The organism is Corallococcus interemptor, from assembly GCF_003668875.1.
Taxonomy (GTDB): domain Bacteria; phylum Myxococcota; class Myxococcia; order Myxococcales; family Myxococcaceae; genus Corallococcus; species Corallococcus interemptor.
Window position 1 is genome coordinate 1 of the sequence record NZ_RAWM01000137.1, and the last position, 24,931, is coordinate 24,931.

Sequence of the window (24,931 nt, forward strand, 5' to 3'; positions counted from 1 at the left end):
CGGAAGTTAAGCCCTCCAGAGCCGATGGTACTCCGCGGGAAACCGCGTGGGAGAGTAGGTCGCTGCCGGATTCTTTTTGAAAGCCCCTGGTGCCGCAAGGCGCCAGGGGCTTTGTCTTTGCGGGCTTCGCTGCCCCCTCCTGATCAGCCCAGCAGCCGCACCGCGAGGAAGACGGGCAGGGCGACGTAATAGAGCGCCCGGCAGGTCCACTCCGCTCCGGTCCGGACGTGGCGTGACCACCGGGGACCCAGCCAGGCGGCGCTGAAACACAGTGCTTCCGCGAGGGTCCTCCAGAAACAACCAAACAACAGCAGCGCCAGGAACACGGGCAGCCAGGTCCGTGCGAAGGACGTGAGGTAGGCCGTCCACCCGTACATCTGGAGCTCTCCGAACGGGCCGCCGAAGGAGATGTATTGGTGTGCTCGGAAGAAGATGCCGGCGAGCACTCCGGGCACCAGGCCGTACTTCAATGCCTGGTCATACCAGCGCGTGCGCCACTTCTCGCTCCGTGCCTGCGCGTACCGCACCCACGGTTCGTCTTTCGCTTCGCCCCGTGGGCCCATGGCCTCGAGCAGGGGCTTCGGGGCCTGCACTTCCAGCCCGTATTCGAAGGCGCGCCCTGAGCGCAGCCTCAAGGTGAGTCCTGGCCCTGGCATGGGCAGGCGCCACGGGTGGATGGACTCCAGGGCGTCGAAGGGGATCTCGAAGTGCGTGCCCCCTTGCTGCGTGAGCACCAGTCCTTCGGGCCGCACCGTGACCGTGGCCCTCGTGGCCAGGCGCAACAGGCGCAACGCGATGAGCGGCAGCACGCTCCCGACCGTGAGTCCCAGGGCCAGCGGTTCGGGTCGCAGTGTTTGAGCTCCCTCGACGACGTCCTTGAGCAGCAGTGTGGTGCAGGAGCCGAGGGTGCATAGCGCCGCGCCGTGCAGGAGTGCTCCTGCGATGCGCAGACGAGGGGGGAAGGCATGGACGGGGAAGGGGCCGGACGCGTCGACGGTCATGGGAGGGCATGGCCGCGCGCGCATTGCCTCGATGCGCGCGGCTTCCGTAGCATACGCACCCTGGAGGCCCCTCAAAACATGCGTTCCCCGCAGTCTGGCCCTGAGCGTCGCACGGATTCCGATGGCGTGACGCGGGTGACGCCCTCGCGGGAGTCTTCCGGCGGCATGGGCTCCTGGCTCATCGGTGGGGCCACCGCGGTCACGGGCCTGTGCGTGGCGGTCTGTCTCTGGTGGCTCTCCCGCCCCGTGCCGGTCGAGGACCTGCCTCCAGTCATCGTGGCCGAGCGCCCTGCTCCGGTGCCTCCGCCCCTGGAACCGGCGCGTCCGTTGGTGCGCCCCGCGGTCGCGACTGTCGCCGCGCCCCCTCCCGTGGAGGAGCCCGCGCCCATGCCCGCCGATGAACCGCCCCCTTCGGAGGGCAAGACCGGGACGGCCCTGTACCAGCGTGGCACCAAGCCGTTGAAGCGGGGGCTCGTGGTGCCTGACGACTTCGAGCTGCCCCCTGGGTACATGCGTCACTACCAGGCGACGGACAACGGGCAGCCTCTGGCCGCGATCCTGATGTTCCATCCGGACTTCACGCCGAAGGATGCCAACGGGCAGCCCATCCCCATCCCCGAGAACCGCGTGGTGCCCGAGGAACTGGCGCCTCCCGGCATGCCCCACAAGCTGCTGGAGATTCCGGTCGAGGACGAGGACTCGCAGTGACCTCCGTGAAGGGGTGGGCCGGGGCGCTCCTGGGCGTCGCGGCGACCACCGTGCTGTTCGCGGCGTTCGGACAGTTGGAGTCGGGCTGGGTGTGGCTGGGCGCGGTGGCCATGGCGCCGTGGCTCGCTGCTTTGGACCGGGCTCGTTCCGGTCGTGGGGCCGTGCTGCTGGGCGTGCTGCTGTCGGTGACGTTCACCGCGGCGGTGTTCGGCTGGTTCCCTGGCGCCATCGCGGCGTACTCGCGTGCGCCGGTGTGGCTGTGCTGGGGCGTGTTCCTGCTCATCGCCCCGGTGCTGGAGCTCCAGTTCATCACGGCCGCTTGGGTGCGGTGGTACTCGCGCCGGCAGGTGGAGGATGCGCCTCGCCTTGCGTGGGTTCCGCCCGTGCTCACCGCGCTCGTGTATGTGGGCACCGAGTGGTTCACGCCCAAGCTGTTCGCCGAGACGCTGGGCCACGGGCTCTATGCCTCGGAGACGCTGCGTCAGGGGGCGGACCTGGCGGGTGCTCCGGGCCTCACGCTGGGCCTGCTGCTCATCAACGAGTGTGTCGTCCTGGTGGCTCGGGGGCCGCGGCTTCGGCCGGCGGTCCTGGCGGTCGTTCTGGCCCTGGTGGGTTGGGGTTACGGGGCGGTGCGGTTGGGGCAGGTGCGCGCCGCGGTGCACTCGGCTCCTTCGCTGGTGGTGGGGGCGGTGCAGGCGAACATCACCAACATCGAGAAGCTGGCCGCGGAGCAGGGCACCTACGAGGTCGTCCGCAATATCCTGGATACGCATTACGCGATGTCGGATGCGCTGTTGCGCTCGGGGGCTCTGGACCTGCTGGTGTGGCCGGAGACGGTGTATCCCACGACGTTCGGTACTCCGAAGAGCGAGGACGGCGGCGCGCTGGATGAGGAGATCCGCTCGTGGGTGGCGGAGCGCGGTGTGCCTCTGGTGTTCGGCACCTACGACCTGGAGGGCGAACGCGAGTTCAACGCCGCCATGTTCCTGGGGCCCTCCGCGACGGGTGAGTTGGCGCAGGCTGCGTACCGGAAGACGATGCTGTTCCCGCTCACGGAGTGGGTTCCGGACCTGGTGGACTCGCCCACGCTGCGCGCGTGGCTCCCCTGGACCGGACGCTGGAAGCGTGGCCCCGGGCCTCGGCTGGTGGACTTCCGGCTGAACGGCGGCCGCGTGCTCAAGGTCGCACCGCTCATCTGCTACGAGGCGGTCTTCCCCAACTACGTCGCGGCGGAGGTTCGCCAGGGCGCGGACCTGATTCTCACGCTGTCGAATGACTCGTGGTTCTCAGGCACTCCCGCGCCCCGGTTGCACCTGATGCATGCGGCGTTTCGCAGCATCGAGACGCGCACGGCTCAGGTTCGGGTGACCAACTCGGGCATCTCCGCGTTCATCGACCCTGCGGGGACGTGGACCTCGGAGCTGGAGGACAACCAGCGCGCTGGCACCGTGATGCGGGTGCCGGCGGCGGATCGGTTGAGCTCGCTCGCGGGGGCCTGGGGGGACTGGTTGGGGCCCGTGGCGCTCGTGCTGGCCGTGGCGCTGGGGGTTTGGCTCAGGCGGCTTCGGCTTGCGGAGCCGGGAGCTGGGCGTCCGTCTTTGGCTTCTGGGCGATGACCTGGATCTCCCGGCGCATGTGCGTCAGGCGGCAGACCTGGACCCAGGCCCAGAGGAAGGCGAAGCGGACGTACTCATACGGAGCCCGGAGGCCCTTCGCCAGCCGGCTGCGGAAGATGTCCTTGCCTGCCTTCACGGGATGCATGCCTGCCCTGGCGCAGGCGTCCGCGAGGTTGTGCTCGTAGAAGTAGACGTGGTGCTGCCAGCCTCTGCGGTCCGGACGGAAGGAGCGGCCCTTCTTCGGCATCACGATGATCTTGTAGTAGGCCGCGTCCGGCACGATGACGAAGGCCACGCCTCCGGGCCTCAGCACCCGCTGGATTTCCCTCAGCCCGTCCATGGGCTGGTCCACGTGCTCCAGCGTGTGCTTGAGCGTGATGATGTCGAAGGACGCGTCCGGGAACGGCATCTTCGTCAGGGAGCCGTACTCGGCGGTGTAGCCCCGCTCGCGGCAGAGGTTCACCGAGAACTGGGAGTAGTCCAGCCCCGTGGCCTTCAGCCCGGCTCGCTGCGCGGCCTCCAGCACGTAGCCCGCGGAGCAGCCCACGTCCAACAGGTCCTTCGCGTGCGGCGCGTACTCCAGGCACACCAGCACCTGCCGCAGGCACTTGCGCACCCGGTGGTCCCACCGGCTCAGGTACTTCGCACGGTTGTGCTTGAAGTACTTCTCCTCGTAGCCCTCTCCCAGGCCCGGCTTCTGCTCGCGCTTGTAGATGAGCCCACAGCCCGTGCAGCGGCCGTAGCTCAGCTCTTGGAATGCGACGACCGGACGGGAGCCGGTCTCATTGCAGACAGGGCATGCGGAGTAGAAGGGTGCGAGCATTTCGCACCGCACCATCGGGCGTCACGTTCCAGGGTGTCAATCCCACCCACGGCTCAGTGCGCGGGGGCTCGCTTCGCCAGGCCCAGTGCTCCCAGGGCGAGCAGGGCGGCGATGGCGACTCCCAGGGCCATGGGCCTCGCGGTGCCGTCGTGGCTCGCGCTCACCGCCGCGGAGGCTCCGGCCGCCAGCATGAACTGGAGCGCTCCCAGCACCGCCGACGCGATGCCTGCCTGCTTCGCGTGCTGCTCCATCGCCAGCGCCGTCGCGTTGGGCGTGATGGCTCCCAGGCTGGAGACGAACACGAACAGCGACAGCGCGATGCCCCACAGGCCTCCGAAGCCTGTCGATGCCACCGTCACCAGGACCACGCCCGCGAGCGCGGCGATGCGCACCGCCTGCTTCAACACCCGCTCCGGCGAGGAGCGCGCCAGCAGCCAGTGGTTGAGCTGCGACACCGCCACCAGACCCGCCGCGTTCGCTCCGAAGAACCACCCGAAGTGCTCCGGCTTCACGCCGTGCAACGTGATGAAGACGAAGGGGGAGCCGCCGATGTACGCGAACATCCCCGCCTGCGCGAGCGCCGCCGCCAACGCGGGCCCCAGGAAGTCTGGTGCCTTCAGGATGCTCCACATGGCCTGGAAGGGTCTGGACCTGGAGGCTTCGCTCCTCGGAGGGGCGGTCTCCGGCAGGATGGCGATGGCCGCTCCCAGCGCGATGAGCCCGATGACCGCGTGGCTTCCGAAGATGGCTCGCCAACCCAGGGCCCGCAGCACCCAGCCTCCGAGCAGTGGGGCCAGGATGGGCGCCAGGCCCATCACCAGCACCAGGCGCGACATCATCCTCGCGGCCGCTGCTCCCGAGTGCAGGTCCCTCACGACGGCCCTCACCGTCACCATGCCCACCGAGCCGCCCAGGGCCTGCACGAACCGGCAGGCCGTCAGCACATCCGCGGACGGCGCGGCCGCGCAGCCGATGGAGCCCACCACGTAGAGCAGCAGGCCCACGTAGAGCGGCTTCGTGCGGCCGAAGCGGTCACTCACCGGCCCGGACAACAGCTGCCCCACCGCGAGCCCCGCGAAGAACGTGGCCAGCGTGCGCTCCACCTCTCCCGCGGTCGCGTGCAGCGACTCGCCGATGGCGGGGAACGCCGGCAGGTACATGTCGATGGACAGGGGACCGAAGCCGATGAGCGCACCCAGGAGGAGGATCAGCCCGGGCCCCTCCGTGGAGCGGGTCAGCTTGGGCGCGGCGGTCGTCATCTCGGGGGCCTCTTCCTCGGCTTCCGGGCGGGTGCTCGCGCTGGCGTCAGCAGCACCCGGATGAGCTGGCGCAGGACGGCTTCGTCCTCGCCGGGGGCGTAGGTGGCTCCGCCCACGTGGGCGTTGAAGCAGCGGGCCTCCAGCGCTCCACAGAGGGCTTCCGCCGCGACCCTGGGCTCGGCCAGGTCCACCCTTCCGGCCCGCTTCGCCCGGGCGAGCCACTTCGTCAGCCCCTCGCGCAGCGCCACCGGGGGCGGTGTGTCCAGGTGCATGGCCCTGGCTCCGCCCAGCACCGAGTAGTGCAACACGAACAGCCACGGCACCCGCTGGCGCAGGAAGTCCCGGTGGTGCAGCAGCGCTTCCAGGAGCTGCGCCTCGATGGACGCGTTGGCCCTGGGGCCTGGCTCCAGCAGCGCCAGCGCGGTGGGCGGCACCGGACGGAGGGCCCTGGCCATCAGCGCTTCCTTGGTGCCCACCCGGTGCAGCAGCGCTGGCTGCGAGATGCCCAGCCGCTTCGCGATGTCCTGCAGCGGCGCGGACGGGCCCTGGGCCAGGAACACGGTCCGGGCCGCTTCGTCGATCTGCAGGTCGGTGACGCGGGGGGGACGGGACATGGCGCGAAGGGTTAGTTACTGACTGGTAGGTAATAAATCCGTGCCAGCCGTGCAAGGGGCCCGTTCCAGCGGGCCCCTCGCGTCAGTGCTGGAGGGGAATCAGATGCGGCCGGCCTTGAGCTCGCCCACCAGGTGGGCGCAGGCGCGGACAGTGAGCGCCATCATCGTCAGGGTGGGGTTCTGCGGGCCCTGCGAGGGGAAGCAGGAGCCGTCCGTGACGTAGAGGTTGGGGACATCCCAGCTCTGGTTGAAGGGGTTGAGCACGGACGTCTTCGGGTCCTTGCCCATGCGCGCGGTGCCCACCTCGTGGATGGCCATGCCCGGGTGGGAGAGCGTCTTGTTGACCTTCTCCACCGTGCAGCCCGCCTCCTCCAGCATCTCCAGACAGGAGGCCACCGCGTCCTCCGTCATCTTCAGTTCGTTGTCCGAGTGCCGGCACTCGATGTGCGCCGCCGGAATGCCCCAGCGGTCCTTCACCGTGGCGCTCAACGTGACGCGGTTCTCCGGGCGGGGGATCATCTCGCCGAAGGGCACCATGTGCATCTGGTCGTCGAAGGTGAAGACCTGGATGCCGTAGCCGCGCGCGAAGTCGGGGTGGCGCTCGGAGACGTTGCGGAACTGGGGGACGTACGCCCAGCCGTGCTCCTTCTGGTGGAGGTGCGAGGGCAGGTTCATCCGCGCCTCGATGCCTCGCAGGTACAGGTGGTCCATCAGGTGCCGGCCCAACAGGCCCGAGCTGTTCGCCAGGCCGTCCGGGAACGCCCGGTTGCGCGAGTGCAACAGCAACCGCGTGGATTCAATCGTCCCCGCGGCCACGACCACGGCCTTGGCGCGCACCTCCTCGGAGGTGCCGTTGTTCGCGTCGATGAAGGACACGCCCGTCACGCGGCCCGTGTTCGGGTCGTGCAGGATGTGGCTGGCGATGGCGTGCGAGCGCAGCGTCAGGCGCCCCGTCTTCAGCGCCGCCGGCAGCGTCACCGGCGCGTTCGCGGTGCGGCGGGCGACGACGTGGCGGTCCGGCCAGCGGGCCTTCACCTTCTCACGCAGGCGGACCTCGCCGGGGGACAGCGGCGCGGGACCGGCGAAGACGGAGTCCGGCAGCGTGTCCACGCCGTCCGAGTTGCCTCGCAGGCCCATCCACCGCTCCACGATTTCGTAGGACGGTGCCAGGTCCGCGTGCGACAGCGGCCAGTCCGGGCTCAACCCATCCAGGCTGCCCGCGTGGAAGTTGAAGTCAGACAGCCGGTAGAACTGGCGGCCGTGAGCCTTCACGCTGGTCCGCCCGCCCACCTGCCGCGCGCGAATCCAGGCGAACGGCGCGTCGTCTGGCGTGGTGTAGGGATTGTCCACGTCATCCACGAAGGCGTGCGGATGGAACGGCCAGGCGAAGCTCGTGGCCTGGATGGACTGGCGTGAGGTGCGGTCCTGGTCCGACTCGATGCGGTAGCCCAGCTTCTGCTTCACGCGGTGCATCAGGTGGAGCGCCCGGTCCGCCTTCTCACTCCGGCCCGCCTCCAGCACCAGCACCTGGAGCCCGGCCTCCGTCAGCTGCTTGGCCGCCCATCCACCACAGGCGCCCGAGCCCACCACCACTGCGTCATAGACCGTCTTCGACGTCTTCATGCCTGCTCACCCATGACGGTCCCGTGTGCCGCCGCTGCTAAAGTTTGCCTAAACTGTAAACCAGGAGGCTGTTGGCGCCTATAGGGCCTAAGTGTTCGGCGGGTTCCAACACAAGCCCGGGGGCAGCGGCTTCCGCTCCAGGGTAGAGCTCGCTTGCTGGTGGAGAGAGGCGGACATGGCTGGGTTGTTGAAACGGATTCGGTGGGGGCGGGTGCTGGGGGTGTTGGTGTTGCCGTGCGTGCTGTTGGCGCTGGCGTTGGGCGGCCGCGCGGCGTGGCGCTCCGAGCAGTACTTCCACTACCCCAAGCCGGCGCCGGTGCTGCCCGCGGACTTCGGTGACGCGCGCGAGGTGACGCTGCGCACGGACGACGGCGTGGAGCTGCGCGGCTGGTACCTGCCTTCACGCAACAAGGCGGCGTGGGTGCTGGCGCATGGCCTGTCGCAGACGCGCATGGACCTGATTCCGGAGGCCCGTGTGCTGCACGACGGGGGCCATGGCGTGCTGCTCTTCGACCTGCGCGCGCATGGGCAGAGCGGCGGCGAGACGTCCACCTGGGGCGACAAGGAGCGCCAGGATGTGCGCGCGGCGCTGGCCTATGTGCGGGCGCAGCCGGATGTGGATCCGGCTCGCGTGGGGGCGCTGGGGTTCTCCATTGGATCCGCGGCGGTGGCGGAGGTGGCGGCGAAGGACCCTCAGGTCGCGGCGGTGGTGCTGCTGTCTCCGTTCAACACGCTGTGGCTGGCTGCGGCGTATGACTTCCGGCGCTTCGGCGTGGTGTCGCAGACGGGGGCTTTGATTCCCTTCTGGCGGCGGGGGATTGCCCTGGACGAGGTGCGGACCATCGACGCGGTGGACCGCATCCAGCCCCGGCCCCTGTTCATCGTCGCGGGGACGGAGGAGTCCGGGCAGCCGTTGCTGGATGAGTTGTTCACGCACGTCGCGGGGTATGCCCAGACGTGGCGCATCCCCGGGGCGTCGCATGGCAACTTCACCGCGACGGCCCCTCAGGAGTATCCGCGACGCCTGCTGGAGTTCGCGGATACGGCGCTGAAGCGCTAGGCCTGGGCGGGCGTGGCGGCTTCGAGCTTCGCGAGCTGATCCAGGTACATGCGGCCCTTCTCCGGGTCCGTCATGTGGATGAACGCCGCCATGCCCTTGAGCTGCTCCAGCGATTCGCCTTCGCGGCCGGGCTTGCCCTTCTGGCGGTTGTGGATGGCCGCGCGGAGGCGGCGCACCACGTCGCGGGGGACCCGGGCGGCGGGCGTGCCGTCCTTGGCCTCGTTCACCACGAGCCCCGTGACGCGCTGACGGCTGCCCTTGCGGGCGACGCGCGTCTTGTCCGGGTGCACCGTGAAGCCCTCCCCCTCCACGATGTCCTTCACCCGCGCGAGCAGCACCGCCACCGGCGCTCCCTGCGCGCGGCGGGCCTTGGGCGCCTTCGCCTTCGTCCAGGAGAAGGTCAGGTCGTCCGCGTAGCGCGTGTACGTGAAGCCCAGCTTGCGCGACAGCGCCGACAGCCGCTTGTCCAGGCGCAGGCACAGCGCGTTGGTGATGCCCGGTGAAGTGGGCGCGCCCTGCGGGAGGGCCCTGGGCCCCTTCGCCACGTGCAGCGTCTTGCCCCTGAAGGACATGCGCTCGCGCGGCGCTTCCGTGGACATCAGCGCCAGCAGCGTGGAGGTGTTCTCCGGCAGGCCGCCCTTGCGCAACAGGCCCTTCACCCGGCGCCAGTTCACCGACGGGAAGAAGTCCTTCAGGTCCACCTTCACCAGCACGTCCGCGCCCCGGTGCGCCAGCGCGTTGGTGAGGATGGAGCGCCCCGCCACGAAGCCGTGGGCCGCGCCGTGCACCGGCAGCCGCTCCACGACGTTGGACAGCACCCAGCGCTGCGCCTGCTTCAGCTCCGGCTTGGGCGAGGTGATGGTGCGCTCGCCGCCCGTGCGCTTGGGGATGCTCCACGTGACGTAGTTGGAGCCCGTGTCCACGTCGCGGTGGAACGCGAAGCCGCGCAGCTTGGACACGCTCAGGCCCAGCGCCTTGGCCAGGTCGTCCGCGGTGTTCAGCGTGGGCAGGCCGTTCTGTCGCGCGCGCTCCTCGCGGTGCTCCAGGTCGAACTTGTCCGGCAGGCCGGCTTCGTTCCAGTAGATGCCCACGCCCAGGTGGTTCACGTGCGTGGCCTTCCACGCTTCGTGGGCCTGGCGCTCCAGCGCGCGGCGCTCCACCGCTTCGGCCTTCTTCTTCTCCTTCCAGGCCGTCTTCTCCTTCTCCTTCAGCGAGGAGAAGTCGACTTCCTCCGCGAGCGCGCCCTTGGCGACGAGCTGCGCGTGCACCCATGCATCCGTGCCGCCAGCCTCGGTGATGGCCTTCCAGCGCGTGAGGAGGGCGTCGTGCGCGGCCCTGGCGGCCTCGCGCTTCGCGACGGTGTTGGGAGCGGCAGCGGGCGTGACTTCAGGAGCAGCCTGCGGCGGGGCGGCGGGGACGAACGACTCCAGCTTGGCGGTCATCGAGTTACCTTCGACGGGCGCGGCGGCTCAGGGAGGGGCGACGGAGACACGAATCCGAGCGGTCGAGGGAGGCCAGGAAGGCACCACCAGCTCACCTGGGGCACGGTAGCCTCACCGGCTCTCCCCTCCCGAGCACTACGGTCGGGGTGGGAAAACGGCGGTTGCGTCGTTGGTTCCGCTTCCCGCCCCGACCGTAGTGCTCGGGAGGGAGAGAGCCAAGAACAGGCTACCTTGCGGAGAGTGTCCAGCATTTCAACCAGAACGGCGCAGCGCCGTTCCTACGCTCGAGGCGTTGAGGCTGATGCGGTCCAGACCTCTCTCGACCACTCGCTATTCGATTTTCGTCCGGCGCCACCATCCTTCCGGCCGCCCCGTCGGCGGCCGGGCCGTTGAGTGAGTGTTTACACCAGAGTCGAGGCCGCGTCGATGTAGCCGTCAGCGGTCAGTTTCTCCAAACGGCTGAAGTACGCCGTCCGGGCTTCGGTATCCGTGTCGAACCAGAGGCGCTGGTGACGCGAGTCGCCCAGGCGAGGCCCCCACGTGAGGGCCACCACCTTGCCGTCCAGCGACACGCGATACACCTGCTCCAGTCCCGTGGCCGGGTCGCGGCGCACGTACGCGCGCGTCTCCGCGCGGATGAGCTTGCGGCCCTCGGGCGTCTGCCGGAGCGCCTCTTCCTCGGCGCGGCGGCGCGCGTACGCCAGGCGCAGCGCGAGCATGTGCTCGCAGGGGCCTTCGCGCATGCCGGAGCGGCGGAAGTGCGGGCAGCCGCAGCTGGCGTCCTTCACGCGTCCTTCCAGGTCCATGGTGAAGTTGGGGAAGAAGCTGCGCACCGCCTCGCGGTCCACGACCTCTCCCTGGATGCGCGTGCCTTCGCCGACCAGGTCGTGCACCTGCGTGAGCTTCACTTCGCCGGAGCCCGGAGAGCCCGGGCCGCCATCGCCCAGCAGGCGGTGGGCGCGGGCCTCGCGCTCGTTGCCGTAGCGCAGCGCGGCCTCGTCCACCGGGGTGGGCATCAGCTCTCGCGGACGGTAGGTGCCGCGCGCCACGTCGAAGAGGACGCGGCCTCGCAGGCACTCCAGCTGGAGCGCGGCGCGCACGTGGTCCTTCGGTGCGCCCGCGTCCTTCGCCAGCACCTCGAAGGCGAGGGGACCGTCCTTGCGCAGGCGGTTTCGCAGCTGCTCCGCCAGGCCCTCCGGCACGTCGCGCGGCATCAGCGCGTCGAAGGCGGCGGCGCTGGACCAGCCGCTCTCCGTCCAGCCGGTGAGCCCCAGCGTCAGCGTGGCCGCGCCCAGGTCGATGACCCAGAACACCGGCAGGCCCGGACCCAGCAGCTGCACGTGCACGCTCTTCGCGTGGGGCAGCAGGCGCGCGAGCGCGGCGAGGCGCTGGCGGCCGAAGGTGCGCACCACCGCGGGCGCCGCTCCCGTGTACACGCCGCCGTGGCACTCCAGCACCTGCTCCCAGGGCTCCAGCACCAGGCGCGGCGGGGCGCCGGGGACCAGCTCGAAGCGCAGCGCGCGGGGCGCCTTCTTCGAGCGGCGGGTTCGCAGCGCGAAGAGCAGGTTGTACAGGTCGATGGGCGCGATGGCGCAGGTGGTGGCCGGCAGCGTCGCGGCGGACTGCACCTGGAGGAAGCCTCGCAGCCACGCGTGGGGGACTTCCACCGTGCGCGGGGCGCGGGGCTCCGTGGCGGGCGCGGGCTTCGCGGTGGGGGCGACGTGGGCCTCCAGCATCACCGGGGCGTAGGCGCGCAGGCGGTCCAGCCGGGCGGGCAGGTCCTGCGGCACGTCCAGGAACGTGGAGCCGTGCGCGGCCTGGCGCTTGTCGAAGAGGCTGTTGTCGAAGGCGAGGCGCGCGTAGGCGCTCTCGTCTCGGGAGAAGACCTCCAGTGAGACCTGATCCGGATCCACCGTGAGGACGGGGTCCAGGACGGCGTCCTTCTTCTCCTCACCCTCCAGCGCGTTGTCGAGGAAGGCCTTCTGCGCTTCCCAGATTTGCGCGCTGGCGCGCTTGCCCTGCTTCATCAGGTACGCGAGGTACGCGGTGCGGTCGCGGCCCCGGTAGCGCAGGTCGCTGGAGAGCACCGCGAAGGCGGCGGCCAGCGCGTCGCGGAAGAGGGTGGGGTCCTTCACCTGGCCACTGACGCCCACGGTGCCTCGCGAGCCCTCCAGGGCCAGCTGCACGCGCGAGGCGTCCGGCGTGACGACCACGTCGCTCTGCGCGGCGTAGCTCAGCGCGACGGGATGACGTGCGGTTGCGGTGCTCACGACGGTTGACCTTCCTTCCGGGCGCGCTCAGCGGCCCGGCGTGCACGTTTGTGGGCGCGGTAGGCCGCCTTGCGCAGCTCCACCGACTGCGACTTGTCGAACGCGGCCGTCTTCAGCAGCGCCGCGGCCTCGTCCCCGCCCAGGCGTCCCAGCGCGGCCCAGGCCTCCTGCTTCACCTCAGGCTTCGGGTCGGCGGCCACGGACTCGAGCGGCTTCAGGTCCTTCTTCGCCAGCAGCGCGGGGACCGCGAGCCGGCGGGCCTCGCTGGCCGTGAGCGCGGACGGGGCCACCTTCGCGCCCGTGGGGCCCAGGGCCACCGGGTCGAAGGGCTTCACCTCCAGCGCCCACGTGGACGCCTCGGCGGGCACCAGCGCGGCCAGCACCGACGCGGCGGCGGAGCGCACGTTCGCGTCCGGGTCACCGAGGGCCGTGCGCAGGGCCTGCGCTTCGCTTGAGGCCTTCAGCCGGCCCAGCACGCGCGCCGCTTCCTGGCGCACGGCGGCGGGGGCCTGGGCCTCGCCCTTGCGGAGGATTTCGGCGGACGTCGCGCCCAGCTCCTTCGCGCCCAGCCGTGAGCCCGCCCAGAGCAGGCGCTCCCAGGCGGCGGCCAGCGGTTCCTTCTTGGAGGGCTGCGCGGTGCCCCACGCGGTGGCGGTGCGCCGTTCGGCGGCCACGAGCGCGCGGGTCAGCCCGGCCGTGTCCACGGCGCCGGCTTCACGCGCGTCACCCGTCCAGGTGCCCACGAGCCGCGCGGCCTCTTCGCGCGCTTCCGGCTTGTCGTGGCCGAACAGGGCGATGACCTCCGGCACGGGCAGCGCGCCACGACGGGCGAGCCCGCGACGCAGACGCAGGCGCAGCTCCACGTTGTCCAGCGTGGCCAGGCGGGGCACCAGCAGGGCCGGGTCGCCTTCGCTGGCGAGGTAGGTGGCGGCGGGCTCGGAGATGTCCTCGTGCTCGCTCTGCACGGCGAGGAACTCCACCCGCGTGCGCTCCTTGGGGAAGAGGACGTCCAGCGCCTTGCGGGCGGCGGCGCGCAGGTCGTCGTCCTCCTCGTTCAGCGCGGCGGCCAGGGCGGGCTCGGCGGCCGGGTCTCCGAACTTGCCCAGCTCCTCCGCCACCGTGCGGCGCACGTCGTCGTCCGTCTCGATGTCGGCGAGCAGCGCCTCCAGCTTCACGCGGGCGCGCTCTCCGCCCAGGGCGCGCAGGCCGCGCACACCGGCTTCCTGACGCTGGAAGGCGGTGCCGTCCGTGGCCGCGGCCTCCACCTTCTCCTCGATGCGGCGGCGCTCCTCGCCATCCGGCATCCGGTTCGCCAGGCGGCCCAGCGCCTCGATGGCGGCGAACACCATGTCCTCTTCGGCCGGCGCGTCCGGGGTGCCTCCGCCGGCCACCGTCTCCAGCTCGGAGAGGGCGCGCACGTCACCCAGGGTGCCCAGGGCGAGCAGGGCGCGGCCGCGCTCGTGCGGCTCACCGGCGCGCGCGTACAACAGCAGGGGGCGCAGGGCGCTGGCGCGGCGCTGGTGGGCCACGCCTTCCGCCGCGGGCAGCATCAGCTCGCGGGCTCCGGCGCGGAGGATTTCCTCCAGGGGCTCCACCGCCGCGCCCTGTTCCACCACGCGCTTCGAGTAGTGCTCCACGGCAGCCGCGCGCACGGTGACGTCGCGGTCGTTGAAGAGCTGGACGAGCAGCGCGTCCTGGCCTTCGTTCTTGCCGTGCTCCAGCTCGCGGGCGGCGGCCTTGCGGACCTCCGGGTCCTGGCTCTTCACCGCCACGCTCAGGAAGCGCACCGCGAGCGCCGCGTCGCGCTTCTTCAGGTCGCGCTCGTGCTCCCGCAGCTTCTCCTGCTCCGGCGGCCAGGTGAGCTGCATCGCGGCCGTCACGCAGGCGAGGCGCACGCTCGGGGCCTCGTCCGCCACGCTCTGGCGCGCGAGCACGTCCAGCGCGTCCGCGCGGTGGGTGCGGCCCAGCACGGTCACCAGCCTCGTGCGCTCCTGAAGCTCCGTGGCCACCGTCAGGCGCGCGGCCAGCGCGGCCACGGCGGCGGAGGTGCCCAGCCGGGCCAGGGCCTCCTGGGCGCGGCGGGCCACGGCGGACGTCTCCGAGCGCAGGAAGGTGCCCAGCACCTCCACCGCGCGGTCGTCGCCCCGGAACGCGAGGAGCTCCGCGGCGCGCAGCCGCAGGTCCTCGTGCTCGCTGCCCATCGCGCGGCCCAGCGCTTCCGTGACGCGCGGGTCGTTGGCGCCGGCCAGCCGCTCAATCACGCCCACGCGCAGGTCCGCGTGCTCGCTGCCCAGCGCGGCCAGCAGCGGATCCAGGCTGCCCGGCGGGCTCAGCTTCTCCAAGAGCTCGAAGGCGGACTTGCGCACCTCCGGCAGCGCCGAGTTGAGCGCCGCCGTCACGCGCGGACGGGCCTTGTCACCGCGCTCCGCCAGTTCCTCCAGCGCGGCGCGCGCCACGTCCGGAGACAGCGAGGACAGGGCCAGCGCCAGCGGCTCGTCGCTGCCGGCGGGGTACAGCTCCTTGAGGCCCGCGAGCGCGGCCCGGCGCACCAACTGGTGCGGGTCTTCCAGCGCGCGCAGCAGGGCGGCCACGGCGGCGGACGTGCCCGCGTAGCCTTCCTGCGTGAGCTTCACCACGCGGTCCACGGCGTCGCGGCGGACGCGGTGGCCTTCCTCGTCACCCGCCGTGACCTGGCGCAGCAGGCCCACGTAGGCGCCGAAGGCCAGGCGGCGCAGGTGCTGACGCTCCGCCAGCGTCGCGTCCTTGAGCGTTGCTTCCGTCGAGCCTTCCGCCGGCTTCACCGCGGAGAAGAGGCGGCGCAGCCAGCTCTTGCCCGTGGCGGAGGCCGTGCCCTGCTTCTCCGGCGTGGAGGGCTGGATGACGTGCGCGGCGCCCTGGGCGGTCTCCGGCTTCCAGGGGGCCTGGAGCGAGCTGGGACGCGCGACCTTCTGCGCCTCACGGAAGTAGTCCAGCGGCTTGTTGCGCAGGAGCAGCACCTGCGCCGCCGCGTAGCGCTGCTCCGGCTGACCGCTGGAGAGGGCTTCGGCGAGCCCAATCACGCGCTTCGCCCGCTCATCCTCCGCGGGCCAGTCCTTCATGTCGCCGGCCTTCTCCGGACGCGGCGGCAGCAGCACCTCCACCAGGTGCGCGCGGTAGGCCTCCGGCTCCGTGCGCAGCTCCAGCGCGCGGGCCGCGGCGTAGCGCACCTCCGGACGGCCGCTGGAGAGCGCGCTCGTCAGCAGGTCCGGCGGTCCACCCTCGCGGCTGGCGCGCAGGTCGCGGGCGAGCACGATGGCGAACACCATCTCCTGCACTTCGCGCGCGGAGTCCTCCAGGCCGTGCAGCAGGCCGCCGTCGCCCTCCGGGCCCAGGGCCGCGAAGGCGAGGATGGCGCCCAGGCGGATGGGCAGGTGCTCATGGCGCAGGTTTCCGGTGAGGACCGGCAGCGCGCGCACGTCACCCAGGCGCGCCAGGCCGTCCGCCGCCCAGGAACGCGCCGCCACCAGCGAGTGGCCCAACGCATCCAGCAGCGCACCCTCGTCGCCCCGGCGGCTGGCCGTGGCGAGACCGCGCGCGCCCTGCTCCTGGAGGTCCGTCAGCTCGTTGGGCAGCAGCGTGGTGGCGTAGAAGCCCAGCAGGCGCCGCGAGCCCAGCGTGGCCAGCGCGCGCGCCGCGCGGATGCGCAGGGGGACCAGGAAGCCGGGCGGGTACATCCGCTCCAGGTCCTTGTCCGTGATGAGCCCGCGCATGGGCTCGATGATGTCCTCCGCGCCGCGCGGGGCGAGCAGCTCCGCGGCCCGCACGCGCACCGGCAGCGCCGACGCCGCGATGCCCGCGAGCAGCGGTCCGTTCTCGTTGGGGATGAGCTTGTCCAGCGCCTCCAGCGCCGCGACCGCCACCTCCAGGTGTTCGTCCTGCACGCGCTTGAGCAGCGCGGAGCGCAGCGCTTCCGCCGGGGCGTGCACGGAGGCCTTCGCGGCCTTCTCACGCAGGGCGGGGTGCGCGGTGTTGAGCGCGGCCAGGTGCGGCTCCGGCTTCTCCTTGCCGGCCAGCTTCACCCACGCCTCGTAGGCGGCGGTGGCCACGCCCACGTCGCGGTCCTCCACGGACTTCTTCAGCCGCTCCAGCGCCCAGTCGTCGGTGCCCTTCTGCGCGAGCACCTCCACGGCGCGGGTGCGCAGGTCCGGGAAGCGGCCCGCCAGCGCGCGGTCCAGCGCCTTCACCGGCTCCTGGTCGTTCCAGGCCCACAGCGTGCGGAAGGCCTCGCCGCGCACCTTCGCGGACTCGTCCTCCAGTGCGTCGCCCAGCAGCCCTTCCGCGCCTTCCGCCTTGGCGCCCAGCTTCACCAGCCGGTCCAGGCCGCGCACGCGCACGTCCTCGTGGCCCGAGCGCAGCGCGGCCTCCGCGGCGGACAGCGGCGCATCCACGTCCAGCGCCACCACGGCCGTCAGCGCCGCCGCGCGCACGTCGCCGTCCGCGTCGTCCAGCATCCACACCAGCCGCTCGCGGGCGCGCGGGTCCTGCAGCGCCTGGAGCGCGGTGGCCGTCTCACGGCGGATGGCGGCGTCGTCCTCGCGGGACAGCTGGAGCAGCGCGCCCAGGGCGCGGCCGTCACCGAGCTGCGCCAGCACGCGCGCGCCGCGCACGGCCGTGTCCGGCATGCGGCAGGCCATGGCGGCGAGCAGCGGCTCCAGGTCCGCTTCCGTCAGCGCCTGACCCGGCGGAGTGTTGGCGAAGAGCTTGTCGCGCGAGGCGGTGACTTCCCCCTCGGTGGTGAACTTCGCCTCCGCGTCGCCCGCGGCGCGCTTCGCCTGGAGCGTCACGATGCGGGCCACTTCCCGCACCGTGCGCGCGAACTCCTCGTCCTTGGCCTCCAGCGTGGCGGCCAGCGCGCGGCGCTCCAGCACGCGCACCGCGAAGGCCACGCGGCGCACGTCCCGGTCCGCGTCGTCCAGCGCGCGCGCCACCAGCGGCTGCAGGCGCGGGTCTCCCAGCTGTCCGGCCACCGAGGCGCGCAGCAGCACCTCCACCTTGAGGGCCGCGGGGCCACGCTCGAAGGCGAGCTTCAGCGGCTCCGTGCTGCCCCTGGGCGACACGGTGGTGAGCGCGTCCAGCGCGGCGATGCCCACGTCGTTGTGGGTGTCCGGCAGCTTGCTGGCGATGAGGCCCGGCACCAGCGGCGACGCGCTGCCTGGCTTCGCCAGCAGGCGCAGGCCCTGCACCCGCGTGTCCGTGAAGCGCGAATCCAGCGCGGCGCGCGGGGCCGCCAGCGGCGACTCCGTCTCCAGCTTCACCAGCGCGTCCAGCGCCGCGGCGCGCACCGTCTTGTCATCGTCGTTGAGGCGCTCGCGCAGCTTCGGCCGCGCGGCGGTGCGGCCGTGGTTGCCCAGCTCCGTGGCCGCCAGCCGGCGCGCCGCGACGTCCTTGTCCGAGGACAGCACGCCCAGGACGAAGTCCAGCGCCTCCGGCTCCAGCAGCGCCACCGCCTCCTTCACCGCGGCCTCGCGGCGGGGGAGGGCGGCCTTCAGCGCCTCGGTGAAGGCATCGAAGCCGTGGCCGAAGGCCGTCGTCTCGTCCGTGGGCTTGCCGTCCGTGCCCAGCGTGATGCGGGTGACGCGGCGCTCGTCGCCGCCCACGAAGAGGAAGCCGAGCAGCTGCTTCGCCTGGCGCGGGTTCGCCGGCGGCGCGAAGGCCACCGCGCCCAGGGCCTTGGTGCCCAGGTCGAAGGTGCGCGGCTTGCGGCGCTCGTCCAGGCGCCAGACCTTCAGCTTGCCGTCGCTGCCCACGGAGGCGATGCGCTCCGCCGGGTCCTGGCCCGCTTCCGCCTGCGGCGTGGGCGGGAACACCAGCCCCAGCACCGCGCCCGCGTGGCCGCTGTCCTTGTCGCCGCGGACCTCGAACTCCACCGCGCCCACGAGGTAGCCGATGCGCAGCTTGCCGTCGTCGCCCGCGGAGACGAGCCGCCCGTCGCGAGGCGTGAAGGCCAGCGCCCGCACCGCGCCCTCGTGGCCCGGCATGTCCCGGCGCGCACCCGTCGCCACCGTGAACGCGCGCACCACGCCGTCATCGCCCGCGCAGGCCACGTATGTGTGCGTGGGGTCCACCGCCACCGCGCGCAGGGCTTGAGAGGACGCGCTCCACTCCTTGAGCTTCTTCGTGCTCTCCCAGTCCCACGCGCGCACGAAGCCGTCCGCGCCGGCCGAGTAGAGCACCTTGCCGTCGGGGCTGACCGCCACCGCCGTGCAGCCTCCGGGGTGCGCGTCGTGGAGCTGGAACTTCACGGTGCCGTCGGTGAGCGACCCGAAGCGCACCGTGCCGTCCGCGCCCGCCGCGGCGAACTGCTCGCCGGACAGCGCCACGCCCAGCACGTGCGCGGGCAGGGGGCTGGTCCACAGGACCTTGTTGTTGGCGGCGTCGTACGCGGTGAGGCGGCTGTCCGCGGCGGCGCGCGTGCCGCCCACGAGGAGCAGGCGCGCATTGGCGGCGAGCGCACGGACCTTCTCGATGTTGCCGATGGAGAGGTTGGCCATGGTGTCGTTGTCCTAGATGCCGCCGAGCTGCACGCCCGGGTGTGCCGCACGCAGTTGCACCAGCGAGGCCAGGCAGCTCTGCCACTCGCCCTTCGCCACGGAGCCGGTGAACTCGCCCAGCACGGGCGCCACCACGCGGGCGAAGCTCTCTTCTTCCAGGCCCAGGTCCCGCACCAGCTCCACCACGCGGCGCTTGGCCACGCTCGCGGACAGCCGGCGCTGGACGTCGCCCTCACGCGCTTCCTTCGCGCGCCCGGGCGGCAGGCCGAACATCATGCGCCGCAGGAACGTGCGCAGCGCCTCCACGTCACTGAAGCGCGTGGTGCCACCCGCCTCGCGCTCGTCCTTGCCGCCGCCCGCAGGCTTCCACCCTTCAGGCAGGTGCAGCGGCCGGTGCTTCTCCCAGAGCAGGCGCACCGCGAACAGGCCCACCTCGCGGTCCGCGCTCTGCATCAGGCCGGACAGCCGCTCCGCGCCGCCCAGCCGGGCGTAGTGGCGGCGGATGAGCTCCACGGCGACTTCGCGCGTGCTGCGCTTGGTGGACTCCGTGAGCGCGAACACCTTGCCCGCGTCCAGCTCCTCCGGCTGCAGCGTGTGGCGCGCGTCCGCGCCCGGCTCGCCCGCGTTGAGCAGGGCGTCGTAGGCCAGGTTGCGGATCTCCTTCGCGTCCGAGTCCGCCAGCTCGTACACGCGCGTGTGGTAGCCCCACGCGCGCAGCTCCGAGCGGGCGATGGTCAGCGCGAAGCGGCGCACGTCGTCGCGCGCGTCGAACAGGGCCGGCCACAGCCGCTCCGCCGTGTACGCCTTGCGCGGCGCGCGGGGGCGCAGCTCGTAGGACTTGGACTCCGGCTGCTCCGGCCCGATGCCCGGGTGGTGGCAGCGCAGGTACATCTGCGCGAACGCACGCACCGGCGGCGGCTGCTTCGCGCCCAGCGCCAGGTCGAACAGGCGCTCCAGGCCCGCGTCCGCGTCGCCCGAGTCGCTGAAGTCCGCGGGCACCACGTTCGCCAGCAGGTAGCGGTGCGCGAAGTCGTGCAGCTGCGGATCCGCCCGGCGCGCCAGCGCCAGCAGCCAGGGCACCGTGAGCTGCCGCGCGGTGAAGAGCTTGCGGTTGCCCAGCAGCTCCAGCGCCGTGCCGCGGAACTTGCTGTTGAAGACGAGCGCCTTCACCCGCTCCACGTCCAGGCCCGGCAGGCTGTCCGCGCGGGTGAGCCACTGCGCCGCCTGACGGCCCAGGCGCGGGTGCGCCACCAGGTCCAGCAGCCACTCCGGCCCGATGTCCGCCGGCTTGTAGGTGGACAGGGCCTTCATCGCCGTGTCCTCCACGATGCGCTGGCGCGACGAGCGCTGCTTCGCCTCCGTCAGCGCCACCTTCCAGAAGTCCGCCGGCATCTCCCCGGCCGCGTACTTCGTGGAGACGAAGTTCTTCGCCCAGTTGAGCTGCTCCTGCGTGCCCCAGAGCAGCTCGCGCAGGAAGTCGTGCGTGATTTCGGCGCGGTCGAAGGACTGCTCCAGCGACTTGGACGCGAACGCCGCGGTGACCTTGGAGTTGAGCAGCCGGCCCAGCAGCGGCAGCCCCAGGTCGCGCGGCTTGTGCTTCTCCAGCGCGGCGGCGGCGAAGCCCTTCACGTCGTTCTCGCCCTTCTCCACCAGGTCCGCCAGCCGGTCCGCGGCCAGGTCCTGCGCGTGGCCGCGCGCGTACTCGATGGCGTAGGCGCGGGCCTTGTCGCTGGGGGAGAAGAGCAGCGCGAGCACCGCCTCATGCAGCCCGGCCGCGCGCAGCTTGCCCTGGTGGAAGTCCGGCGAGCCCTGGAGCGTCTCCACCAGGAAGTCGTGCGCGCTGCCCAGCGGACGGCGCGCCAGACGGTCCAGCCACGCGGGCGTCACCTTGCGCAGCGCCTCCGGGTGGTCCTTGCGCAGGCCCTGGATGGCGAACTTCGCGGCCGGGTCCGACTGGCACGTGTCCAACAGCCGCATCAGCGCGTCCGGCGAGCGCTTCCACGCGTCCGGGTACATGCGCTGCTTCACCATGTCGCCCGGCGGCTGGATGGAGAAGCGCGACGCGGAGTAGCCCTTGCTGTTGTGCGCCCAGATGTGGTGCGCCACCCAGCACTGCGACCAGGTCGTCTCCAGGTCGTAGTGCCGCAGGACCTCCACCGCGAACTGCGGGTAGAGCTCCGGCACGGCCGCGCCCAGCTGGCGCAGGAAGCGCCACGCGCGGCGCTGGAGATAGGTGAGGGTTCCGCCGCCCACCTCGCGGTTGCGGCGGCCGCCGCGCTCGGTGTCGAAGCGCCAGGCCAGCGCGCCGAACATCTCCGCGTCGTGGCGCGCCTCCGACAGCTTGTAGATGCGCTTGAGGCCCGCCCACAGGCCGAACATCAGCGGCGCTTCTTTCACCAGCGTGATGAGGGCGGCGCGCGCGGGCTCGGTGTTCTTCTCGTAGAGGGACACCAGCAGGTCCGCGAGCAACAGGCGCGGCGGCAGCGGCACGTCCTTCTGCGCGAGGAAGCGCTGCCACGCTTCATAGGAACCCTTGCGCCGGCTCGGCTTGTCGCCGTCCGCGCGCGCCTGCTCCAAGAGCTGCTTCAGCGCGTCGAAGGAGAGCGCGCCCTGTGGCAGGGGCTTGTCCGACGGACGGTCCGGCTGGTCGAGGAAGGCCAGCACGGATTCGGCCAGGTCCGGTGCCTCCGCCCTGGCCAGACGTTCGAGGTCGGATGCGCTCAGCGCGTCACTCGCGGTCATACGGAGGGTTTAACACAGCTCCCCCGGACCACGAGGCATGTCGGACCCGCCGTCGCCGTTGGAGCCGTCTCACCAGGGAAGCTGCGGGACCTCCACCTCCTGCACGTCGAGCGTGCCCACCGTCACGTCCTCGCGGAACGACAGCCAGCGTCCCTCACGTTCTCGCAACACGAGAAGCGTGTAGGGCCCGGGAGGGAGGCGGGACCAGGCATCCCTGCTGCGCGAAAGGTCCGGAATGAGGGCCTGTTCGCGCAGCCACTGCACGTCCCTGGACGAGGCCGACTCGGGCGGCGCCGGGACGCGGCCGGGGATGAGGTACGAGGTGCCCTGCGGCCCGCGCTCGCCCCAGCGCAGCCTCAGCGTGGTGCCCTTCGTCACCACCGGGAGCTCCAGCCGGGTGACGCGCTGTGGCTCCACGCGCACGAGGCGGGGAACGACGGTCAGCGGGGACATGCCCGCGAGCTTCACCAGGTACTCGCCCGGGTCCAGGTCCCGGAACTGGGCCACGCCTTCATACGCCATGGCGATGTTCGGCGCCTCCGGCTCATCCGCCTTCCTCGTGACGCTCAAGGGGATGGAGACGGGCTTGCCCTGTTCGTCCCTCACGGAGACCTCCAGGCGGGTGGCGGAAGGGAGGCGCAGTTCGAGCGTGTCCTCGCTGGGGCCCACGGTGCGCTCCAGCGACGCGTGCGTCTCCTCCTGCACGGTGAGCACGTAGGGTCGCGACTCCACGGCGGGCAGCTGGAAGGTGCCGTCCAGGCCGGTGAGGACGTCCGCGAAGGACTCGGCGTGCTCCGCGTTGGCGACGTCATTCATCGGCAGCGCCAGGGAGATGCGCACGCCGGCCAGCGGGGTGCCGGTGGCGTCGTCCACCACGCGGCCCTTGATGACGCGGCCCGCGTCCACGCGCACCGTGCCCAGGTCCACGTCGCGGCCGGCGGGGACGTCCACGTCGCGCTGGGTGAGGGCGTGGCCTGGCACCTGGAAGACGAGGTGCTGGGGGCCGGGCTCGTCCACGAAGACGGTGAAGGCGCCCTTCGGGTCTCGCACCGCTTCGTCGTTCACGGTGAAGCGGGTGATGGGCGTGCCGTCGGACTTCACCAGCCGGCCGGTGACGCGGCCCTGGAAGGCCAGGACGAGGCGCACGTCCATGGCGCCCGCGCGGGCGGTGGCCTTGGGCGGCCCCTGGTCCTCCAGCCATTGCTGGATGCGGTCGCTCATCGACCCTTCGCTGTCGTCGTCCGGCCCGAAGTCGGGTTCGTCCTCGGCGTCCTGCTTTCCTGGCGGCCTGGGCTGCGCGTAGCCGGGCTTCATCGCCTCCAGCTCGTAGTCCCAGTCGCGCGCCAGCGGCTCCAGGACGAAGCGGCCGTCCGGGCCGGTCTTCGTGGTGAGGGGCGAGTACGAGCGGCCGCCGCTGTTCTTCTCCTCCTTCGCGCTGGCGTCCACGGTGACGTCCGCCAGCGGCCGGCCCTCCGTGTCCACGACGATGCCGCCCACGCGCCCGTCCAGGTCCAGGCGCAGCGCCAGCTCCACCGTCTCCGAGCCTCGGAGCACCACGCGGTCGGGCATGCGCCGTTCGTAGCCGCCGGTGTTGGCGCGCATCCACACGACATAGGTGCCGGGCGGCAGGCCCTGGATGTCGAAGCGGCCGTCCTCGTCCGAGGAGCCCGCGAAGGTCCTGCGCTCCGCTTCCTCCTCGGAGGATTCTTCGGCCACCTGCTTCACCAGGGAGACGTCCACCTCGTTGACGGGCGTGCCTCGTGAGCTCGTCACGGTGCCGCGCACGGTGGCGCCCGCCTCCAGGGTCAGCTTCAGGCCGGACGTGGGGGCCCGGACCTGGAGCTTGCGCGGCAGGTAGCCTTCGGCCTCCACGGTGAGGGTGCCGGAGAGGGGCTGGTCCAGCTTGATGGCGAAGTGGCCCTGCGCGTCGGTGGTGGCGTCGAAGGTGGGGGATTTCTCGCGGGGCGGGTGCATCAGCATGAGCATGTGTGCGTACACGGGCGGGGGAGCGCCTTCCGGGCGCTTCTGTTCCGGTGGGCGCAGCGACAGGGCCGCGTCCGCCAGCGGCTTGCCCGCGGCGTCGGTGACGTGGCCCTCCACGAGGACGGCGGGGGAGAGGACGAACTCCAGCGGAGGGCCGCCCGGGGCCACCGTGCGGTTCGCGGTGAGGTCCAGGAGCCGGTCCGCCTCCACCTTGAAGGTGTAGTCGCGCGCCTGGAGCGGGCCCACGCGCAAGCGGCCGTCCGCGTCCGTGGTGCCGAGCGGCTGCACGAAGTCCACGTCACCGTCATCTTGAAGGCTGGCGCTGATCTCCGCGCCGGGCACGGGCTTGCCGGCGGTGTCGCGCACGATGGCCTCGACGAAGAAGGAGGTGCCCAGGCGCAGCGTCACCTGGGCCTCGCGCTGGTCCTCCGTGAGCGTCACCGTCTCGCGCGCCTGGAGGCCGCCCTGCTCCGCCTCCAGGAGGTAGTCGTCGGGGGACAGGCCGTCGAAGGTGAAGCGCCCCTGGGCGTCGGTGGTGGTGGCGCGCTCGCTCCTGCGTTCCGTGACGGTGGCGCCGGCGACGGGCTGCTCGCCGTCCACCACGGTGCCCACGATGCGCCGGGGGTCGAACAGGACGATGTCGTCGGAGAGGGCGTCCGGGGCCAGGTCTCCCAGCCACCCGGTGAGCTTCCCGGGGTGGACGGCGAGGAGGCTGTAGGTGTCCTCGCCGGGCAGGGGGCCCACGGAGAAGCGGCCGTCCGCGCCGGTCTTCGTCTCGAAGTAGCGCGCCGTGCCGGTGTGCAGCACCGTCACCCGGGCCTGGGAGAGCGGGGCGCCGTCCTCGTCCACCACGCGGCCGGTGAGCGCGCTGCTGGCTGCAAGCTCCAGCGTCACGTCCTTCGTGCCGGTGGCGACGTCCTCCCGGAGGCCCGCGCCCTGCGAGCCCAGGGCCCAGAGGGTGACCGTGCCCTGGGGCAGGCCCTCCAGGGTGAAGGTGCCGTCCTGCGCGGACGTGGTGCGCGACAGGACGAAGGCCCCGCCCCGGTGGGCCTCCACCAGCTCCCGGACCCAGCGTGAGGCGGTGACGGACTCGCAGTCCTCCGAGACCAGGGAGACGCCGGGCTGGCTCGTGTCACACGGCAGCTCCGTCAGGGTCTCCCCGGGTAGGGCGACGGAGGCGGAGACCTCGATGCCGGCGACGGGCTGGCCCTGGAGGTTGATGACGCGGCCCTGGACCTGGAGGGCGCCCTGGGGCGGCGG

At 71.9% G+C, this 24,931-nt stretch carries 13 protein-coding genes and 1 rRNA gene; 4 read left to right on the forward strand and 10 right to left on the reverse strand.

The window, feature by feature from the left end; all coding sequences use genetic code 11:
* A 5S ribosomal RNA gene (gene rrf, locus D7X96_RS32525) occupies nucleotides 1-71 on the forward strand; the annotation flags it as partial.
* Between the two features lie 72 nt (nucleotides 72-143).
* On the opposite strand, the gene D7X96_RS32530 is transcribed toward rrf, so the two are convergent.
* Nucleotides 144-1,001 carry a hypothetical protein gene (locus tag D7X96_RS32530; RefSeq protein WP_121771508.1) on the reverse strand — a complete coding sequence of 286 codons (858 nt, stop codon included), beginning with the start codon at nucleotides 999-1,001 and terminating at the stop codon, nucleotides 144-146.
* 165 nt (nucleotides 1,002-1,166) lie between these two features.
* Between D7X96_RS32530 and D7X96_RS32535 the strand changes: the two genes are divergently transcribed.
* Both D7X96_RS32535 and lnt read left to right on the forward strand, forming a co-directional pair.
* The gene (locus tag D7X96_RS32535) at nucleotides 1,167-1,709 is read left to right on the forward strand and encodes a hypothetical protein (RefSeq protein WP_233609822.1); all 543 of its coding nucleotides are present in this window, start codon (nucleotides 1,167-1,169) and stop codon (nucleotides 1,707-1,709) included.
* Entirely contained in the window at nucleotides 1,706-3,325 is a 1,620-nt protein-coding gene (gene lnt, locus D7X96_RS32540; protein ID WP_121771509.1) for an apolipoprotein N-acyltransferase, read from the forward strand. The genes D7X96_RS32535 and lnt overlap by 4 nt, the downstream gene beginning before the upstream one ends.
* Here lnt and D7X96_RS32545 read toward each other — a convergent pair.
* The 4 genes from D7X96_RS32545 to D7X96_RS32560 form a co-directional block, all read right to left on the reverse strand.
* On the reverse strand, nucleotides 3,264-4,148 hold the full coding sequence (locus tag D7X96_RS32545; RefSeq protein WP_158626659.1) for a class I SAM-dependent methyltransferase: 885 nt from the start codon (nucleotides 4,146-4,148) through the stop codon (nucleotides 3,264-3,266). The genes lnt and D7X96_RS32545 overlap by 62 nt on opposite strands.
* Nucleotides 4,149-4,201: 53 nt before the next feature.
* On the reverse strand, nucleotides 4,202-5,407 hold the full coding sequence (locus D7X96_RS32550) for a multidrug effflux MFS transporter (protein WP_121771511.1): 1,206 nt from the start codon (nucleotides 5,405-5,407) through the stop codon (nucleotides 4,202-4,204).
* Nucleotides 5,404-6,021: a TetR/AcrR family transcriptional regulator gene (locus tag D7X96_RS32555; protein WP_121771512.1), complete on the reverse strand. Its 618-nt coding sequence runs from the start codon at nucleotides 6,019-6,021 to the stop codon at nucleotides 5,404-5,406. The genes D7X96_RS32550 and D7X96_RS32555 overlap by 4 nt, the downstream gene beginning before the upstream one ends.
* 99 nt (nucleotides 6,022-6,120) lie before the next feature.
* A complete protein-coding gene (locus D7X96_RS32560; protein WP_121771513.1) occupies nucleotides 6,121-7,644 on the reverse strand; it encodes a GMC oxidoreductase in 1,524 nt (507 codons plus the stop codon).
* Between the two features lie 175 nt (nucleotides 7,645-7,819).
* On the opposite strand from D7X96_RS32560, the gene D7X96_RS32565 reads away from it, so the two are divergent.
* Nucleotides 7,820-8,704 (forward strand): alpha/beta hydrolase, encoded by an 885-nt coding sequence (locus tag D7X96_RS32565; protein WP_244219805.1) that lies wholly within the window; start codon nucleotides 7,820-7,822, stop codon nucleotides 8,702-8,704.
* On the opposite strand, the gene D7X96_RS32570 is transcribed toward D7X96_RS32565, so the two are convergent.
* From D7X96_RS32570 to D7X96_RS32590, 5 genes are all read right to left on the reverse strand, one after another.
* Nucleotides 8,701-10,146: a reverse transcriptase family protein gene (locus D7X96_RS32570; protein WP_120551396.1), complete on the reverse strand. Its 1,446-nt coding sequence runs from the start codon at nucleotides 10,144-10,146 to the stop codon at nucleotides 8,701-8,703. The two genes, D7X96_RS32565 and D7X96_RS32570, sit on opposite strands and share 4 nt — an antisense overlap.
* Nucleotides 10,147-10,547: 401 nt before the next feature.
* Nucleotides 10,548-12,416 (reverse strand): SWIM zinc finger family protein, encoded by a 1,869-nt coding sequence (locus tag D7X96_RS32575; protein WP_121771514.1) that lies wholly within the window; start codon nucleotides 12,414-12,416, stop codon nucleotides 10,548-10,550.
* The gene (locus D7X96_RS32580; protein ID WP_121771515.1) at nucleotides 12,413-18,946 is read right to left on the reverse strand and encodes a HEAT repeat domain-containing protein; all 6,534 of its coding nucleotides are present in this window, start codon (nucleotides 18,944-18,946) and stop codon (nucleotides 12,413-12,415) included. The genes D7X96_RS32575 and D7X96_RS32580 overlap by 4 nt, the downstream gene beginning before the upstream one ends.
* A gap of 12 nt (nucleotides 18,947-18,958) precedes the next feature.
* On the reverse strand, nucleotides 18,959-21,688 hold the full coding sequence (locus D7X96_RS32585; protein ID WP_121771516.1) for a hypothetical protein: 2,730 nt from the start codon (nucleotides 21,686-21,688) through the stop codon (nucleotides 18,959-18,961).
* Between the two features lie 69 nt (nucleotides 21,689-21,757).
* Nucleotides 21,758-24,931, reverse strand: a 3,174-nt coding sequence (locus D7X96_RS32590) for a carboxypeptidase regulatory-like domain-containing protein (RefSeq protein ID WP_121771517.1), incomplete at its 5' end; no start/stop codon positions are given.

What these genes read in the sequence shown, in the direction of transcription:
- D7X96_RS32530 (WP_121771508.1), bottom strand. Translation starts at nt 1,001, where the DNA reads ATGACCGTCGACGCGTCCGGCCCCTTCCCCGTCCATGCCTTCCCCCCT.
- D7X96_RS32535 (WP_233609822.1), top strand. Translation starts at nt 1,167, where the DNA reads ATGGGCTCCTGGCTCATCGGTGGGGCCACCGCGGTCACGGGCCTGTGC.
- D7X96_RS32545 (WP_158626659.1), bottom strand. Translation starts at nt 4,148, where the DNA reads ATGCTCGCACCCTTCTACTCCGCATGCCCTGTCTGCAATGAGACCGGC.
- D7X96_RS32550 (WP_121771511.1), bottom strand. Translation starts at nt 5,407, where the DNA reads ATGACGACCGCCGCGCCCAAGCTGACCCGCTCCACGGAGGGGCCCGGG.
- D7X96_RS32555 (WP_121771512.1), bottom strand. Translation starts at nt 6,021, where the DNA reads ATGTCCCGTCCCCCCCGCGTCACCGACCTGCAGATCGACGAAGCGGCC.
- D7X96_RS32560 (WP_121771513.1), bottom strand. Translation starts at nt 7,644, where the DNA reads ATGAAGACGTCGAAGACGGTCTATGACGCAGTGGTGGTGGGCTCGGGC.
- D7X96_RS32565 (WP_244219805.1), top strand. Translation starts at nt 7,820, where the DNA reads ATGGCTGGGTTGTTGAAACGGATTCGGTGGGGGCGGGTGCTGGGGGTG.
- D7X96_RS32570 (WP_120551396.1), bottom strand. Translation starts at nt 10,146, where the DNA reads ATGACCGCCAAGCTGGAGTCGTTCGTCCCCGCCGCCCCGCCGCAGGCT.
- D7X96_RS32580 (WP_121771515.1), bottom strand. Translation starts at nt 18,946, where the DNA reads ATGGCCAACCTCTCCATCGGCAACATCGAGAAGGTCCGTGCGCTCGCC.
- D7X96_RS32585 (WP_121771516.1), bottom strand. Translation starts at nt 21,688, where the DNA reads ATGACCGCGAGTGACGCGCTGAGCGCATCCGACCTCGAACGTCTGGCC.